Annotated in this window: 11 protein-coding genes; 6 read left to right on the forward strand and 5 right to left on the reverse strand. The window is 60.2% G+C overall.

Annotation, left to right across the window (positions count from 1 at the left end; all coding sequences use genetic code 11):
* The 5 genes from Q9S52_RS06645 (at position 1) to Q9S52_RS06665 (ending at position 6,480) form a co-directional block, all read left to right on the forward strand.
* On the forward strand, positions 1 to 1,224 hold the full coding sequence (locus tag Q9S52_RS06645; protein ID WP_304708565.1) for a transglutaminase-like domain-containing protein: 1,224 nt from the start codon (positions 1 to 3) through the stop codon (positions 1,222 to 1,224).
* Positions 1,225 to 1,531: 307 nt separating this feature from the next.
* A complete protein-coding gene (gene priA, locus Q9S52_RS06650) occupies positions 1,532 to 3,799 on the forward strand; it encodes a primosomal protein N' (RefSeq protein WP_304708566.1) in 2,268 nt (755 codons plus the stop codon).
* Between the two features lie 70 nt (positions 3,800 to 3,869).
* On the forward strand, positions 3,870 to 5,699 hold the full coding sequence (locus tag Q9S52_RS06655) for an ABC transporter ATP-binding protein (protein ID WP_304708567.1): 1,830 nt from the start codon (positions 3,870 to 3,872) through the stop codon (positions 5,697 to 5,699).
* Positions 5,700 to 5,717: 18 nt separating this feature from the next.
* Positions 5,718 to 6,188: a hypothetical protein gene (locus Q9S52_RS06660; RefSeq protein WP_294593396.1), complete on the forward strand. Its 471-nt coding sequence runs from the start codon at positions 5,718 to 5,720 to the stop codon at positions 6,186 to 6,188.
* A gap of 142 nt (positions 6,189 to 6,330) precedes the next feature.
* Positions 6,331 to 6,480, forward strand: coding sequence for a hypothetical protein (locus Q9S52_RS06665; protein WP_297624043.1), 150 nt, complete (start codon positions 6,331 to 6,333; stop codon positions 6,478 to 6,480).
* 474 nt (positions 6,481 to 6,954) lie between these two features.
* On the opposite strand, the gene Q9S52_RS06670 is transcribed toward Q9S52_RS06665, so the two are convergent.
* The 5 genes from Q9S52_RS06670 to recJ all read right to left on the reverse strand — a co-directional run bounded on the left by Q9S52_RS06670 (position 6,955) and on the right by recJ (position 14,256).
* Complete coding sequence (locus Q9S52_RS06670; protein WP_298080883.1) at positions 6,955 to 7,083, reverse strand: hypothetical protein; 129 nt, start codon at positions 7,081 to 7,083, stop codon at positions 6,955 to 6,957.
* A gap of 548 nt (positions 7,084 to 7,631) precedes the next feature.
* Positions 7,632 to 8,822: a glycoside hydrolase family 57 protein gene (locus Q9S52_RS06675; RefSeq protein WP_300726667.1), complete on the reverse strand. Its 1,191-nt coding sequence runs from the start codon at positions 8,820 to 8,822 to the stop codon at positions 7,632 to 7,634.
* Between the two features lie 68 nt (positions 8,823 to 8,890).
* Entirely contained in the window at positions 8,891 to 10,189 is a 1,299-nt protein-coding gene (locus Q9S52_RS06680) for a glycosyltransferase family 4 protein (RefSeq protein ID WP_297623460.1), read from the reverse strand.
* A gap of 104 nt (positions 10,190 to 10,293) precedes the next feature.
* Positions 10,294 to 12,285, reverse strand: coding sequence for a glycogen debranching enzyme N-terminal domain-containing protein (locus Q9S52_RS06685; RefSeq protein WP_300726670.1), 1,992 nt, complete (start codon positions 12,283 to 12,285; stop codon positions 10,294 to 10,296).
* A gap of 207 nt (positions 12,286 to 12,492) precedes the next feature.
* Positions 12,493 to 14,256 (reverse strand): single-stranded-DNA-specific exonuclease RecJ, encoded by a 1,764-nt coding sequence (recJ, locus tag Q9S52_RS06690; RefSeq protein WP_300726673.1) that lies wholly within the window; start codon positions 14,254 to 14,256, stop codon positions 12,493 to 12,495.
* Between the two features lie 97 nt (positions 14,257 to 14,353).
* Here recJ and Q9S52_RS06695 point away from each other — a divergent pair, with 97 nt between their 5' ends.
* Complete coding sequence (locus Q9S52_RS06695; RefSeq protein ID WP_304708568.1) at positions 14,354 to 14,560, forward strand: hypothetical protein; 207 nt, start codon at positions 14,354 to 14,356, stop codon at positions 14,558 to 14,560.
* Positions 14,561 to 15,016: the final 456 nt, after the last annotated feature.

Consider the following 15,016-nt stretch of genomic DNA (forward strand, 5'->3'; position numbering starts at 1 on the left):
ATGAAAAAGATTTCACTTTTAGGCGCACTGGCAGCCGTGGCCGGAGCGACCTTTTCCTGTACGCAAAACCCTTACGCCGGGTTGGAGCCGGAGCTGGCCGAGGCCCTGCGGGCCAACATCGCGGCGGCCGACTCGTCGAACCGGCCCGAACTGCTCGACGCGCTGACCCGCGCACCGAAAAACCAACGCGAGGGGATGGCCTACCTGATCGCCTATATGCCCGAGGGCGACCGGGATACGCTGACTGCCGATTTTCTGCTCGGGGAGGTGGACTGGGCCTACCGGGCGCGCGAAACTTTCCCGTGGGCCAAGGCGCTGCCGGATTCGGTCTTCTATAACGACGTGCTGCCCTACGCCTCGATGAACGAGCGGCGCGAACCGTGGCGGGCGATGTTCTGGGAGAAGCTCTACCCGCTGGTGGACAGCATTACAGACGTGCGCCAGGCGATCGACACGATCAACAAGCAGTTGCAGCACCTCGTGGGGGTGGAGTACAACACCAAACGGCGGAAACCGCACCAGTCTCCGGGCGAGTCGATGGAGATCGGGATGGCGTCGTGCAGCGGGCTTTCGATTCTGCTGACGGACGCTTTCCGGACGATGGGGATTCCGTCGCGCATCGCGGGGACGCCGCTGTGGGTGTCGAAAGAGGGGAACCACAACTGGACGGAGGTGTGGATCGACGGAAAGTGGTACTTCACGGAGTACTACCCGACCCCGGCGCTGAACCGCAGCTGGTTCCTCGAACGGGCCGGAAAGGCGGACAAGAGCGACCCGATCTACTGGATGTACGCCACTTCGTGGCGGCCGACGGGGTTGCACTTCCCGATGGTGTGGGATTTCGAGAATCATAATGTGCCGGGAATCGACGTGACGGATTTCTACATCGACCTCTATAATGCCCAGATGGCGGAAGCCAAAAACGGGGCACCGGTCGCCATTCGGGCATTCCTGACCAAGGAGGGCGGTCGCAGCAGCGCCGACCGGGCGGCATGCGATATCCGCATCACGGATACGGAGGGGAATATGGTGGCGGCAGGCAAAACGGCGGGGCCGACGGCGGACATGAACGATTACCTGACGCTCTACCTTCCGTTCGGCAAAGATCTGGCGGCGGAATTCACGGACGATGCGGGTCGGGTGCAGCGGGTCTCGTTCGTCACGCCGAAAGAGGCGGACAACGGGGCGACGGCTCCTGTAGAAGTAGAGCTGTTCCTGCGCTAAACTCGAAACCGGGCCGCTCCTCCGTTTATTCCGAGAGGCAACGCAACTGAAAACCGTAGGCCCGGCTCGTCGTGCTGCTGGGGCCGAGGCCCGTCACGGTGAAATCCAAGTACATGCCATTGTTCCCGTCGAACGTGGAACCCCAGCTGTAACCGTAGTTGCCGACGCTCCCCAGCCCGCCCAATCGCCCGTAACTGCCTGCGTCGCGGAAGCCCGGGGCGGGGTACCAGGCGAGCGGGGTCCAAGCAGCATTTAGCGCCAGCCTCTACTCCGACACATAAAACCCGCCAGACACTCGACCGATCCGATGAATTTCGCCGACATACTCCTGCCGCTCGCCCTGCCAAGAGCTTTCACCTACCGCCTCCCCTCGGAGGAGACACGGATCGAGGCGGGGATGCGCGTGCGCGTGCCGCTCGGCAAAAGTAAAGTCTGCGAGGGGATCGTACTCCGCATGCACGACACGCCGCCCGCATCGAAAAATCCGCCGAAAGCGATCCTCGAAATCCTCGACGAACGACCGTTCGTCCGGCCCGAACAGCTCCGGCTGTGGGAGTGGATGGCCGACTACTACCTCTGCACCCCCGGCGAGGTCTTCAAAACCGCCGTGCCCACCGGGATTCGTGACGGAAGCTATCGACCGACCGCCGAGTTGTATGTGCGACTCGCCGTGGGGTACCGCTCCGCCTCGAAAATCGCCGAAACGCTCGAAGAGATCCGGCGCGCCAAAGCACAGTGCAAAGCCTTGCTGAGCTACCTCTCTTTCCTGCCGGTCGGAGCGGACGGAGAGCCGGAGCTGGCACCGGACGATCCTCAAAAACTCTGGGTGGCGCGCGCCGACATCACCGAAACGGTACCTGCCGCCATCGTGCTCCGGCTCGTCGAACGGGGCGTGCTGGAACAGCAGGAGATCGTCCCGGCCACCTTGCACCGGACGGCGGCGAAGGCCGAAACCGCGCCGCCACTGCCGGAATCTCCGGCAATCACGGACACCTCCACGCTACAGTCGATCCAAAACGCATTCGAGACCGACAAAACCCTCTTGCTGAGCGGCGAAATCGCAGACTACGGCGAAAAGCTGATCGCCCTGTACATCGCTTTAGCGGCCCGGCAGATGCAGACCGGGTGTCAGACCCTGCTGCTCGTGCCCGACACCGTACTGACCGTCCGGCTGACCAACGCCCTTCAGTCCGCTTTCGGAACCCGCTGCCTGGTCTACCACTCCCGCCTCACCGACCGGGCGCGGAGCGCGGCCTGGCAACGCCTGATCGAAGAGCCCGAAAGCGTCGGAATCGTCGTCGGGACTCGTTCCGCCCTCTTTCTGCCTTTCGAGCGGTTGGGACTCCTTATCGTCGATCGAGAACACGACTCGAACTATCGCCAGAGCGACCCCGCTCCGCGTTACCATGCCCGCGACACGGCCCTGATGCTCGCCCGGCTGCACGGAGCCCGGACACTGCTCGTCAGCCCGACCCCTTCGGCCGAGAGCTGGCTCAATGCCCGGGCCGAAGGCGGAAAATACGGATCGGTCGTCGTGCCGGCCGCAGACGATGTCCGGCGACCGCGCGTCACCGTGCTGGAGCGCGGCCGCGGAGTCGTCTCGACCTACCTGCGCCGCCGGATCAAAGAGACGCTGCAAGCGGGGCGGCAGGTGGTCCTCTTCCAGAACCGCCGCGGATTCGCTCCTTACGTCGAATGCGCGGCTTGCGACGCGACACCGACCTGTCCCCACTGCAACGTCACACTGACCTACCACAAAGAGGCCTCGGCGCTGGTGTGCCACTACTGCGGCTGGTCGCAACCCTACGTCTCGACCTGCGCGGCCTGCGGCATGCAGGCCCTGACGCCGCGGGGGATCGGCACGGAGCGCGTCGAGGAGCAGATGGCGGAGCTCTTCCCCGACACCCGCATCGCCCGGATGGACACCGACACGATGCGGGGCGCGGGAGCCGCGGGACGCATCCTGACCGATTTCGCCGAGGGCGAGACCGGAATTCTGGTCGGAACGCAGATGGTGGCTCGCACGGCCCGGAGCGGCGACCAGACTGGGCTGGTCGGCGTGATCCATGCCGACAGTCTGCTGGCCCATCCCGACTTCCGGGCTGCCGAGCGGGCTTTCCAGCTGCTGATGCAGCTGAAAGCCCTGCTCCCCGCGGACGGGAGCGGCGAGCTGGTGATCCAGACTTCCCACCGGCTTCACCCGGCGCTGATCGCCGTGACGAACCACGACACGGAGGGTTTCTACCGCCACGAGATGCAGGAACGGCACCAGCTGCTCTACCCGCCCTATGTCCGGATGCTGCGGGTCACCTTCCGCCACCGCAGCAAGCCGCTGGTCGCGGCGGCGGCACAACTGTGCGAAGCGTTGCTGCGCGAGCGGTTCGGACGGCGCGTCTCGCCGCCCTACGAGCCGCAGGTAGACCGGATACAAAACCTGCACATGCTCCACATCCTGCTGCGCATCGAACGCGAACGGCCGGTGGCGCGGGCCAAAGCCATCCTGACGGAGGCGCTGGCCCGGGTACGCAAGGCTTTTCCGACGGTGCGGGCCATCGCCGAAGCCGATCCGCTGTAACAGGGCGCGCTCCGGCTTACCCACGGGCCGAAAAGCACCGAAACCGGAAAAAACCGCTATCTTTACCCGCATGAACACCTACTTCCGCATCCTCCGGTTCGGCCGTCCCTACGGGCGGTACGCCGCGCCGTATTTCATCTGCATCCTGCTCCACACGATCTTCAACACGATGACCTTCGCCATGATCATCCCCATCATTCAGACGATGTTCGATGCGAAGTCAATGATGGAGGCAGTGACGACGATGCCGACGTTCGAGCTGAGCACCGACTACGCCAAAGCAATGATGAACTACGGACTCTATCGAATTGCCGGCGCAGGATACACGATCAAAGACCTGCTCTTCATGCTGGCCATTCTGACTGTCGTGATCGTCTTCCTGAGCAACCTTTTCCGCTACTTCGCCCAACGGACGCTCGAAAATCTGCGCATCCATACGCTGCAACAGATTCGCGACACGATGTTCGACCGCGTGATCCGGCTTCAGGTCGGTTTCTTCAGCAACGAGCGCAAGGGGGATATCATCTCGAAACTCACGTCGGACGTACAGGTCGTACAGTTCTGCATCACCAGTACGTTTCAGGTCTTTTTCAAAGAGCCGTTCCTGCTGATCGGCTATTTCATTCTCCTGATCGGCATCTCGTTCCACCTCACGTTGTTCACGCTGGCGGTACTGCCGGTCATCGCGCTCTGCATCGGCTACATCGTCAAACGGCTGCGCAAGTCGGCGACCGAAGGGCAGGAGGCGTTCGGTGAGATGGTCTCGCTGCTCGACGAGTCGCTCGGCGCCATCAAGACGGTCAAGGGATACAATGCAACCGATTATATCGACCGGAAATTCCGCGCTCTCGACGGAAAGTATTCCGACATTATGCGCTCCATTGCGCGGAGACAACAGATGGCTTCGCCGATGAGCGAGTTTCTGGGGGTAGCTTCGCTGTCGTTTATTCTGGTCTACGGGGGGAATATGATTCTGAACGGCGACCTCACGGCGGCGGCCTTTATCGCCTATCTCGGGGCTTTCTCGCAGGTGACGCGGCCGGCGCGGGCCATTGCGGACGCGTTCGGAAACATCAATCAGGGGATCGCCGCTGGGGAACGGATTCTCGGCATGATGGACACGGAGGCGGCCATCACGGATCGACCGGATGCCAGGGTGTTGGCCGAGTTTAAGGAGGGGATCGAGTTCCGGAACGTCTCGTTCTCTTACGAGGACAAGCAGGTGCTTCGGGATATCTCGTTCACGATTCCGAAGGGGCAGACGATTGCACTGGTGGGGCCTTCGGGGGGAGGTAAGTCGACGATTTCCGACCTGATTCCGCGGTTCTACGATCCGGCCAAAGGGGCGGTGCTGGTGGACGGGGCGGACTTGCGCGACTATCGGATCGAAAGTGTGCGGGCCAAGATGGGGATTGTGGCGCAGGAGACGATTCTGTTCAACGACACGATCGAGGAGAATATCCGGATGGGGAACGACTCGGCGACGCTGGAGGAGGTGATGGAAGCGGCGCGGGTGGCGAATGCCTACGACTTCATCATGGCGACGGAACAGGGGTTCCAGACCAATATCGGCGACCGGGGGATGAAGTTGTCGGGGGGGCAGCGGCAACGGATCTCGATTGCGCGGGCGGTGTTGCGCAACCCGGAAATCCTGATCCTGGACGAGGCGACTTCGGCACTGGACACGGAGAGCGAACGGCTGGTGCAGGAGTCGCTGTCGTCGCTGCTGCGGGGGCGGACTTCGCTGGTGATCGCGCATCGGCTGAGCACGATTCAGCATGCGGACAAGATTATCGTGGTCGAGGCGGGACGGATTGCGGAACAGGGAACGCACGCCGAGTTGATGGCGGTCGAGGGCATCTACCACAAATTGATCGAGATGCAACAGTTGGCGGACTAATCCAAACCGAACGACGCGATGAAAAAAGTGCTTATCTTGCTTGGTCTGATGCTCGGCAGCGGCGCGGTGGCGACGCGGGCGCAGAAACTGGTCATCGGTTCGCGGGTGCCGGATCTCAAAGGGGTGGCATGGAGCACGCTGCCTCCGCGGACGGAGGCTCCGATGCTGATCGAGTTTTATGCGCCGGACAATGCTTCGTCGGCTCGTTTTTTCCCCAAATTGGCTGAGATTCAACACCGGCACGGGAATGGGAATCGGGGGATTCAAATCGTGGTGCTGACCAGAGGCGTAGCGGCAACGACGCTGGATTCGCTCCGGGCGAGGTACGGCGAACGTTATTTTATCGGCTCGGATCCGGACGGAAGGGTCTATCGGGCGTTCCATGTCCAATACGTGCCTTACACGATTTTGGTCAATTCGAAGGGGGAGCTTTACTGGCAGGGGAATCTGGGTAATCTGCCGACGTCGACCCTGGAGGGGGTCAGGTAGTCTTTCTTTTTAGGGTTCTGCATTCTCTTTCACGCGCGGTCGCTTTACGGCACGACTGCGCGGATTTTTCTTGACTCTCTTTTCCTCGCATCCCGCCCCGGGCTACCGCGATGCGGGAATCGATGGGCGGCTGGGCGAATTAATGGGCGTCGGAAGTCTCGGTTACAGTTGGTCTTCAACAATTGACGGATCTCTTGGTAGTCTGAACTTGAATTTCCACGTAACGTGGCTCAGTTCCAACCATGCAAGTTATCGTGGCTACGGTTTTCAGTTGCGTTGCCTCTCGGAATAAACGAGGACGCATGCCCGCGGTGGACAATGGGGTGGAACGACCCTAACTGGCTTGACTTTAGCGACCGGAGCCAGCGTGGGCGCAACGAGCATCGCGAGATTGCGGCCCTACGCCGGGGGTGGCTCCGGCCCGGGCGGTTCTTCGAACCTCAGAATTCGGCCCATTCGTCTCTTTTAAGCTGTCGCCGCCAGCGGGGAGTGCAACGAGCTCCGTCGAGTTGCAGTCCGCCGCATGGGTGGCGGCGAACTGCGCGACCCAAAGAGCCGCAGAAGCTCGGCCCATTTGTCTTCGACCGCAGCCGGCGGAGAACGAATATTAAGGCCGAGGCGGCCAGTAAAAGACGCTGTGCGTCCCCTCCACATCCGGGGGCTGCGGGCCGACCGTTGACACGGGAACCTAGCTACTCGCTCTCCCCCCAAATACCAGCAAGAGCACAGCCCAAAGCTTGCCCCAGTTCTCCGCCCCGTGTCCGCCTCACTGCGGCTCCGCTTTCGCTCCGCCGCTGCCGTCGCCCGCTGGGATTTCATCTTGATTTTGCTCACCGCAAAACGAGTGAAATCCCTCTTTAAGCGGGCGGGCGACGGATTTTTCATGCAGGGTCAAAGTTTTTTCGCGCGCCTACGCGATTCATTCTATTTCGGCAGTAAGCCGAAATAGTTGAATCGCTTCTTTAGGCCGGGCGCGCGGCTGTCCTACGGGAGGGTACTGCCCTTACGCCGGGCGGGCGGTGCCTCCCGGCACTCGGAATCGGCATCTACCCTCCTCTTTTCGCGCGCCTTGGGAAATCTTTTCAAAACGCACAAGTGCATTTTGACGATTTCCCTTTTGAGGCGGCGACGCGCGAGCAACTGGAAAGTAATAACGGCCGCGCGCCATGACGCGAACGCGTCGGCCAAGCGGGCCACACGTCCCGTGGACGGGAAATGCTGCGCATTTCCACTACCAGCCTCGGCCCTATTCCTTGACCGCTCTTTGTTCGCGCGTAGCCTCAAGCGACCCGCGACATAACAAACATGAGCCACCTATATACCCTTACGACCTAATGCGCGGCGGCAACCTCAACACCCCATCAGCCGGGTCTAAAAGCATTCGGGCGGGTCGTTTCAAAGAACGACCCGCCCGAATGCTGCCAAGCACCCTCCACCCGAAAATCACTCTCCCAATTTCAACTCGATCTCGCGTTTGAAGTCGCTGAAGACGTTCATGTAGTTCATAAACGCATCGTACGGCGAATCATACGGATTGAAGTAGTTGTGCACGTCGCCGTCCGAAAACCACTTGGTACACATATAGTAGAAGTGATCCGACGACTGCAAGGCGTACCACACCCGCATCATGTCCGGATCGTTCAACCGCCGTATCTTCTCCTGCAACGAATAGAGCTTGCCGAACGCCTCGTCCTGCAACTCGTTGCCGAGCCATGCCGTCACATCCCGCTCTTCGTCCGCCCACGAAATCGGATGCGGCACGTGCAAAACCGCCACCGCTTCCGCATCGGCCGCAATCTGGGCCGGCGTCCTGAACTGCAACTCACCGTGGTGCACCACCTGTGTGATGAAGCGATCCATGAAGTCGAAAATTCCGGTATCCCGTTTTTGGTGCTCGCCGAAGGTCTCGTAGTCCATAAAGAGGTTGATTATCTCCCCCTCCTGATCGAGAATCCAGTCGATGTACTTGTCCGCCGTCAACGGCCAGCCGTCCCAGCCCTGATCGCTAAACCGGAAGGCGATGTCGTCGCTCAGACGGAAGTTCCGCAGCAATACCTTGAGCTCCTGCCGCAAAGCATTGGCGTAGACGAAGTTCGGACTCTTCCACCCCAATATATGTTTCGCCCCCTCGGTCAGCAGCGTCCGGTACCCCATATCATAAACCATCTCGCCGATCCCGTCGCTGTAAATCAACTCGGTATTCCGGAAGGTCACCGGTCGCTGTCCGAAGAGTTGCTCGATGGTATCCGCCTGGAGCCGCACCTGCTGTTCGAACTCTTCGCGGCTGGTGAGCGAGGCGAGCGAGTGGGCATAGGTCTCGGCCAAAAATTCCACGGCCCCCGTCTCGGCCAGCGCGCGGAAGCTGTCGATCACCTCCGGCGCGTACATCCGGAACTGTTCGAGGGCAATCCCCGAGATGGAGAACGACACGCGAACGTGATCCGCCCCGAACTCCTGTATCTTCCGCAGCAACAAGGCGTTCATCGGCAGATAGCACTCCGCCGCCACCTTTTGCAGAATGCTTTTGTTCAGAAAATCGTCGAAGTAGAAGTGGTCCTTGCCCATGTTGAAGAACCGGTATTTCTTGAGCCGAAAGGGTTGGTGGACCTGGAAGTATAAATTGAGGTTTTTCATATGCTGTTTAGGTTGAATATTCGGTTGGTTTTCGCAGTCAATGACAGGGGCTGTTGCCCGGCGGGTCGTTATTTGCCGGAGGTCACATCGTTGTATACGTCCAGTACCCGCTGCGCCGCGCCGTCCCACTTCAGCGTGGTCACCTCTTCCTGTCCGCGGGTAATAAACATGTTGTGCAATGCCGGATAGGTCACCAGACTATAGATGGCGTCGGCCATGGCATCGACATCCCAGTAGTCCACTTTCACCGCATGCGTCAACACCTCGGCCACGCCGGACTGTTTGGAAATAATGACCGGCACGTTGGACTTCATGGCCTCCAGCGGCGATATCCCGAACGGTTCGGACACGGACGGCATAATATATACGTCACTGAGTTCGAACATCCGCCTCACTTCATCCCCTCGCAAAAAGCCAGTAAAGTGGAACCGATCCGAAATGCCGAGCTTGGCCACCCGCCGCACCACATGGTTGAGCATATCTCCCGAGCCTGCCATCACGAACCGCACATTAGGCAACCGTTTCAACACCTTGGCCGCCGCCTCGACGAAGTAGTCGGGCCCTTTCTGATAGGTGATCCGCCCGAGGAAGGTCACGATCTTGTCCTCTACCCCTCTGACCTCTTCCGGCCCTTCGTGCGCCTTGAACCGCACGCCGTTGTGCACGGTCACCACCTTCTCCGGAGAGATCCCGTATTTCTCGATCACGATATTCCGCGTCAGATTGCTCACGGCCATCACCCGATCCGCCGCTGCCATCCCCGTCCGCTCGATGTTATAAACGACGGTATTGATGTTCTCACCGCTGCGGTCGAACTCCGTGGCGTGCATATGCACCACCAACGGCTTCCCGCTCACCCGCTTAGCGGCAATCCCGGCATAGTAGGTGAGCCAGTCGTGTGCGTGAATCACGTCGAACTGCCCCGCCAGATCCCTGGCCACCTGAGCCGCCACCATGGCATACCGGGCCACCTCTTCCATCAAATTGGCCCCGTATTTCCCGCTGAAGTTATAGCGCTGTTTCCAGATGTCCTGCGGCGCCCCCGGCCGCGTCCCGTGCCGGAACTCGCTCCATTCGTTTTCGTACTCCTCCGGACTGAGATAAGGCACCAGGTTGGAATTGATCTGAATGAAGGTGAGCTGTTTCCAGAAATCGTCCTCGGTGTCGAGCGTGCCGTACGGCGCCTCGACCTCCGATGCGTTCTTGATCTTCAGGTAACGCTGGTCTTCGTCGCCGTATGCTTTCGGCACGACGAAGATCACCTCCACCCCCAGCTTCGACAGCGAGCGGGTCAATCCGTAGCAGGCAGTCCCCAGCCCGCCGGCGATGTGCGGAGGGAATTCCCAGCCGAACATTAATACTCTCATTTGCAAAAGTCCTTTCTTGTTTTCACGGCGCACCGAGCGTTTCGGCCGGCCGATACATGATATATAATAAGTTTAGGTAAGCACGGAACGACGCGTGTGCGGGATCACTTCTCCCGTTCGCCGATCATGCGGTTCACCATCAGCAACGCCGCCACACTGGGCGCATACGAGATCGCTCCGCAAGCCTCGTGCGGCGCATCCCCGTCGTAAGCCTCCGGCACCGACCCGATGCCGTAGTTGAGCAGGTCTTCTTTGAAGCCGTCGAGCAGCTCCCGGGCCTGCATCAGGAAGCCGTTGCCGTAGAGGCGGAATCCGGTCTGCACATAATGCTCCAGCAGCCACGGGAAGACCGTCCCCTCATGTCTGGCCACGTTCCGACAAGCTTCATTCCCCCTGCAAATCCCCTGATAGCGCACGTTGTTCGGACTCAAAGTCCGCAACCCGCGCGGCGTGAGCAGGTAAGCTTCGACCACGGTAAAGACCTTCTGCTGTTCATATTCGTTGAGGGGCGAATAAGGCAGCGAGCAGGCCAGAAGCATATTAGGCCGTATATCTATGTTCTTCGCCCCGTCGTGATAGACATAATCCGCCAAGTACGGTTGTTGAGGCATCTGTTCGAGCCAGAAAGTCGCCCGGAAGTTATCTTTGATGCGCTCCGGCAGCTCGACCCAGTCGCGCACGAAGAGGTCGTCACCCGCCTCCTGCGCCAGCTCCAACGCGTAGCAGACCGCGTTGTACCACAGCGCATTGACCTCGACCGCAAACCCCGGCCGCTGGGTCACCGGCCGACCGTCGTTCATGGTGTTCATCCAGGTCAGCGCCCGCCCCGGCCGATCGGCCCAAATGAGGCCATTCTCTGCCATCCGGATAAAAGCTTCGCGCCGGTTCATATACCCCACGGCGCCGTCCCCGTTCGGATCGCCCACGCCATCCCGATAGGCGTACAGGATCTCTTTCATCGCCCGTCCGTACCGGGCCCAAATTTCTCCCCTGCCGCCCCCGATAAAGGATTCGAGCTGCTGCAACGCATGGAAGAACCACAACTGGGTATCCGCCGCGAAGTGCGTCCCGAATATCCCGTCGCGCAGCCGATACAAAACATGGTAGTCGAGAATCTCGACGCAGGCATCGACCATCGGCCCCTGCGGCTGGGTGAGGGTAATGCCCGCCAGCGACATAAAAGTCTCCCTGCTCCTGGCATTATACCACGGATACCCCGCTGTCAGCGATGTCCGGTTCTCCTTAATAATAAGGAACTGCCGCGCGGAGTGATACAAAGCGGGCAAAAATTCCGTCTTCATCGTCCGCCGGGCGATCTCTTCGTCGAAAATCGAGGCCAAAGCCTCCGGCCGCACCTCCGAGGTCGAGCCCGAGAAAACGACGCTCTCACCCGTAGCGATATCCATCTCGAAATAGCCCGTAGTCAGCAAGTCTTCCCGGAACGGATACCCGCGCCGCTCCTCTTCGAGGTATTCGAAGTTGTGGTACCAGTCCGGTGCCGCCACGAACCGGGCCTCTTTGTTCACCTGAAGATGCAGCCACGGAAACCGCGGATAGAGCTGCGACTTGACCCCGCCCGGAACCGGATAGGATTTCCCGTCCGCCTCCGCATTGGCGGTGCTCAGCCCATGCCGCGACCGGAACGCCAGGAACGGCCGCAGTCTCAACTTGGTCGCCGACCTCGCCTCCAATAAGGTATATCGAATGAGCAGCTGCTCCGCCGTATGCACCCACAGCATCTCCTTCTTCAAAAGCACCCCGCCGACGCGATAGATAATCGTCGGGGTCGGGGTATACGAGAAGTCGACGATATATTTATGCCCCCGCGGCTCGTACATCCCCGGGAAACGGTGTATCGCGAGGTTGAACTCCTGTCCGTGCTGAATGACCGTCTCGTCCAGCGACGAGAGCAGCACATAGTCTTCGCCGCCCAACTGTTCCACCGGACAGACCATCAATCCGTGGTATTTCCGCGTATTGCAACACACGATCGTGGTGTTCATATACCCACCCGCCCGGTTGGTGCCGAGCATTTCGCGCTGGAGCGAGTATTCGAGGTTGCCCAGCGCCTGTTTGTTGAATTGTAAGATGGCCATAATATCTGCTGTCCTTTGGAAAAAAGAGATCGTTATTCCGCGCGATCGCCCGCTCCGCTGTCCGGAAAAAACGAGCGGATCGGTAAGTCACCGTAAATATAATGTTTTCTTTTTGATTTCCAATCGTTTTTATCGACAAAATAAACAAGAGGGGATCGCTTTCCGCGGAAAGCGATCCCCTCGAAACTGCCGGATCCCCAGCCCCCGTTACATTCGCACCGGTTTGATGTCTTTAATCCGCAGTTGCGGCGTGACACTTCCCTGATAATGATTCTCAACGATGTTGTAACAGATGTCGATCGACCCGCCGCGTTTGATGTGGTCGAAATAGTCGATCTGTCCGAATGCGATGGCCGAAATCGGACTGAAGGGGTGTTGCCGTTGGACGAGTTCCATTTTGAGGTGTTCGCCGCGGGCGCCGACGAGCCGGGCGGAGCCGTTGTCGCTCACGTCGGCGGTGACGAACACGGGCGAGGGGTTGCCCGGCCCGAACGGCTGAAAGGCGCTCAGGGTACGCCGGAAGGCGGGCGTAATCTCATCGAACCGCAACGGTTCGTCGATGTCGATCTGAGGCACGAGCTTTTCGGGGTCAATATGGGCCTCGACATAGGCTTCGAAGCGGCTCCGGAACTCGTCGAACCGTTCGGGTTTCATGGTGAGTCCGGCGGCGTAGGTGTGTCCGCCGAAGTTTTCGAGCAGGTCGGCGCACGATTCGACGGCCTGATAGAGGTCGAAGCCCGGCACCGAGCGAGCCGAACCGGTAATGAGTCCGTGGCTCATGGTGAGCACGACGGTCGGCCGGTAGTAGGTCTCGATCAATCTGGAGGCGACGATCCCCACGACGCCTTTCATCCAATTCGGATTGTAGATCACCGTGCACTTCTTCCGCAACATTTCCGGCGACTCTTCGAGGTACCGGTGGGCTTCGATGGTGATGTTCCGGTCGATGCTTTTCCGGTCTTTGTTGAAGGCGTCGATCTGGGCGACGTAGTACAAGGCGCGCCGCTCGTCGACGGCAGTGAGCAGCCGCACGGCGGTGCGCCCGCCGGACTGCGCCCGGGGATCGTCGCGGTCGATTTCGATCTCCATCCGCCCGGCGGCGTTGATCCGGGGGCCGATTTTAAAGACGATGTCGTCGATGGCAATGGTGTGCCGTTCGAGTCCGCAGAGTTTGATGATGGCGGCGAGCCCTTTGTTGGGTTTCCGGTTGAGCCGGACAAGGCCGTAGTGGGCCAAAATGCGGTTCTCGCCGACGATGGGCACGATGTCCGAGGCGATGCTGACGGCGACCAGGTCGAGCAGGGGTTCGATGGTCTCGAAAGGGAGCTCTTTGTACTGGCAGAATGCCTGGACGAGTTTAAAGCCGACGCCGCATCCGGAGAGGTCTTTACAGGGGTAGGTGCAGTCCTCGCGTTTGGGGTCGAGCACGGCGACGGCGTCGGGAATGGCGTCGCCGGGCAGGTGATGGTCGCAAATGATGAAATCGACTCCTTTGCGCTTGGCATAGGCCACCCGGGAACAGGCTTTGATTCCGCAGTCGAGGGCGATGATGAGCTTCGCTCCGTTGTCGGCGGCGTAGTCGATCCCCTTTTCTGAAATCCCGTACCCTTCGGCGTAGCGGTCGGGAATGTAGAAAAGGAGGTCGTCCATCCACCGCGAGAGGAAGTTGTAGACCAACGCCACTGCGGAGATACCGTCCACGTCGTAATCGCCGTAGACCATGACGCGTTCCCGACGGGATATGGCCTGCTCGATCCGCTGCACGGCGAGCATCATATCTTTCATCAGGTAGGGGTCGTGGAGTTCTTCGAGTTTGGGAGCGAAGAACCGTCGGGCCGATTCGGTGGTGTCTATGCCGCGCTGAACCAAGAGGTTCGCCAGCTTGGGGTCGATGCCGAGCGCGGTGGAGAGGGTCTCCACTTTAGCCGCATCGCCCGCGGGCCGGACGACCCACTTTTTTTCTGCGTGCATAACGTTCTATTTTTTTGTTTACTCTTTTTCATCTTTCGGTTCGCGAGCCTTTTTCGCCGGTTTGTCGAATCGTCTCTTTGAACGGAGGGGCTGCTCTGTGTGCATTGCTGCCGAAGGGCTCGCCCCGGGCTTCCGCGACGCACACTCGGGCGATCGGGTGACGGTCGGCAACTACGGGTTCAGCTGGTCGTCCGCCACGAGCGACATCCGAGGCCTGGATTTAAATTTCCATTCACAGTACCTCGATACCGGCTCTTCGGACAACCGCGCTCACGGTTTTCAGTTGCGGTGCCTCTCGGAATAAACGCCGCGGGCCCGCGGTGGGCAAGGGGCTAGAGCTACCCTAACAGGTTCGACTTTGGCGGCCGGAGCACTACCCATTCGTCTCTTGTAGGCAGTTCGCCGCCCGCGGAGGCGCAACGAGCCCCGTCGAGTTGCAGCCCGCCGCCGGGGGTGGCGGCGAACTACGCGACCCGTTGGGTCGCAAGAGCACATCCTCTTTGCTATGAGGTTCGTCCTCGGCGCGCCCCCCACGCGCCGCTGATGCGTCGCTGCGCCCGAGGACGGCGACCTAAAGGTCGCATAAGCACAGCTCAAGGCTCAGCCACCAACACCACCCAAATCCAAGCCCCATGCTTGGCCCAGCGCGGCGGGAAAACCGTTTTCGGTTTTCCCGCCCGAAGAACAATCACAGCCCAAAACACTGCCCCGTGTCCGCCTCACTGCGGCTCCGCTTTCGCTCCGCCGCTTTTTCGCGCGC

Source organism: uncultured Rikenella sp., from assembly GCF_948810725.1.
Lineage (GTDB): Bacteria > Bacteroidota > Bacteroidia > Bacteroidales > Rikenellaceae > Rikenella.

Excerpts from the sequence above, each read along its gene's own strand:
- Q9S52_RS06645 (WP_304708565.1), top strand. The coding sequence starts at position 1 with ATGAAAAAGATTTCACTTTTAGGCGCACTGGCAGCCGTGGCCGGAGCG.
- priA (WP_304708566.1), top strand. The coding sequence starts at position 1,532 with ATGAATTTCGCCGACATACTCCTGCCGCTCGCCCTGCCAAGAGCTTTC.
- Q9S52_RS06655 (WP_304708567.1), top strand. The coding sequence starts at position 3,870 with ATGAACACCTACTTCCGCATCCTCCGGTTCGGCCGTCCCTACGGGCGG.
- Q9S52_RS06660 (WP_294593396.1), top strand. The coding sequence starts at position 5,718 with ATGAAAAAAGTGCTTATCTTGCTTGGTCTGATGCTCGGCAGCGGCGCG.
- Q9S52_RS06665 (WP_297624043.1), top strand. The coding sequence starts at position 6,331 with ATGGGCGTCGGAAGTCTCGGTTACAGTTGGTCTTCAACAATTGACGGA.
- Q9S52_RS06675 (WP_300726667.1), bottom strand. The coding sequence starts at position 8,822 with ATGAAAAACCTCAATTTATACTTCCAGGTCCACCAACCCTTTCGGCTC.
- Q9S52_RS06680 (WP_297623460.1), bottom strand. The coding sequence starts at position 10,189 with ATGAGAGTATTAATGTTCGGCTGGGAATTCCCTCCGCACATCGCCGGC.
- Q9S52_RS06685 (WP_300726670.1), bottom strand. The coding sequence starts at position 12,285 with ATGGCCATCTTACAATTCAACAAACAGGCGCTGGGCAACCTCGAATAC.
- recJ (WP_300726673.1), bottom strand. The coding sequence starts at position 14,256 with ATGCACGCAGAAAAAAAGTGGGTCGTCCGGCCCGCGGGCGATGCGGCT.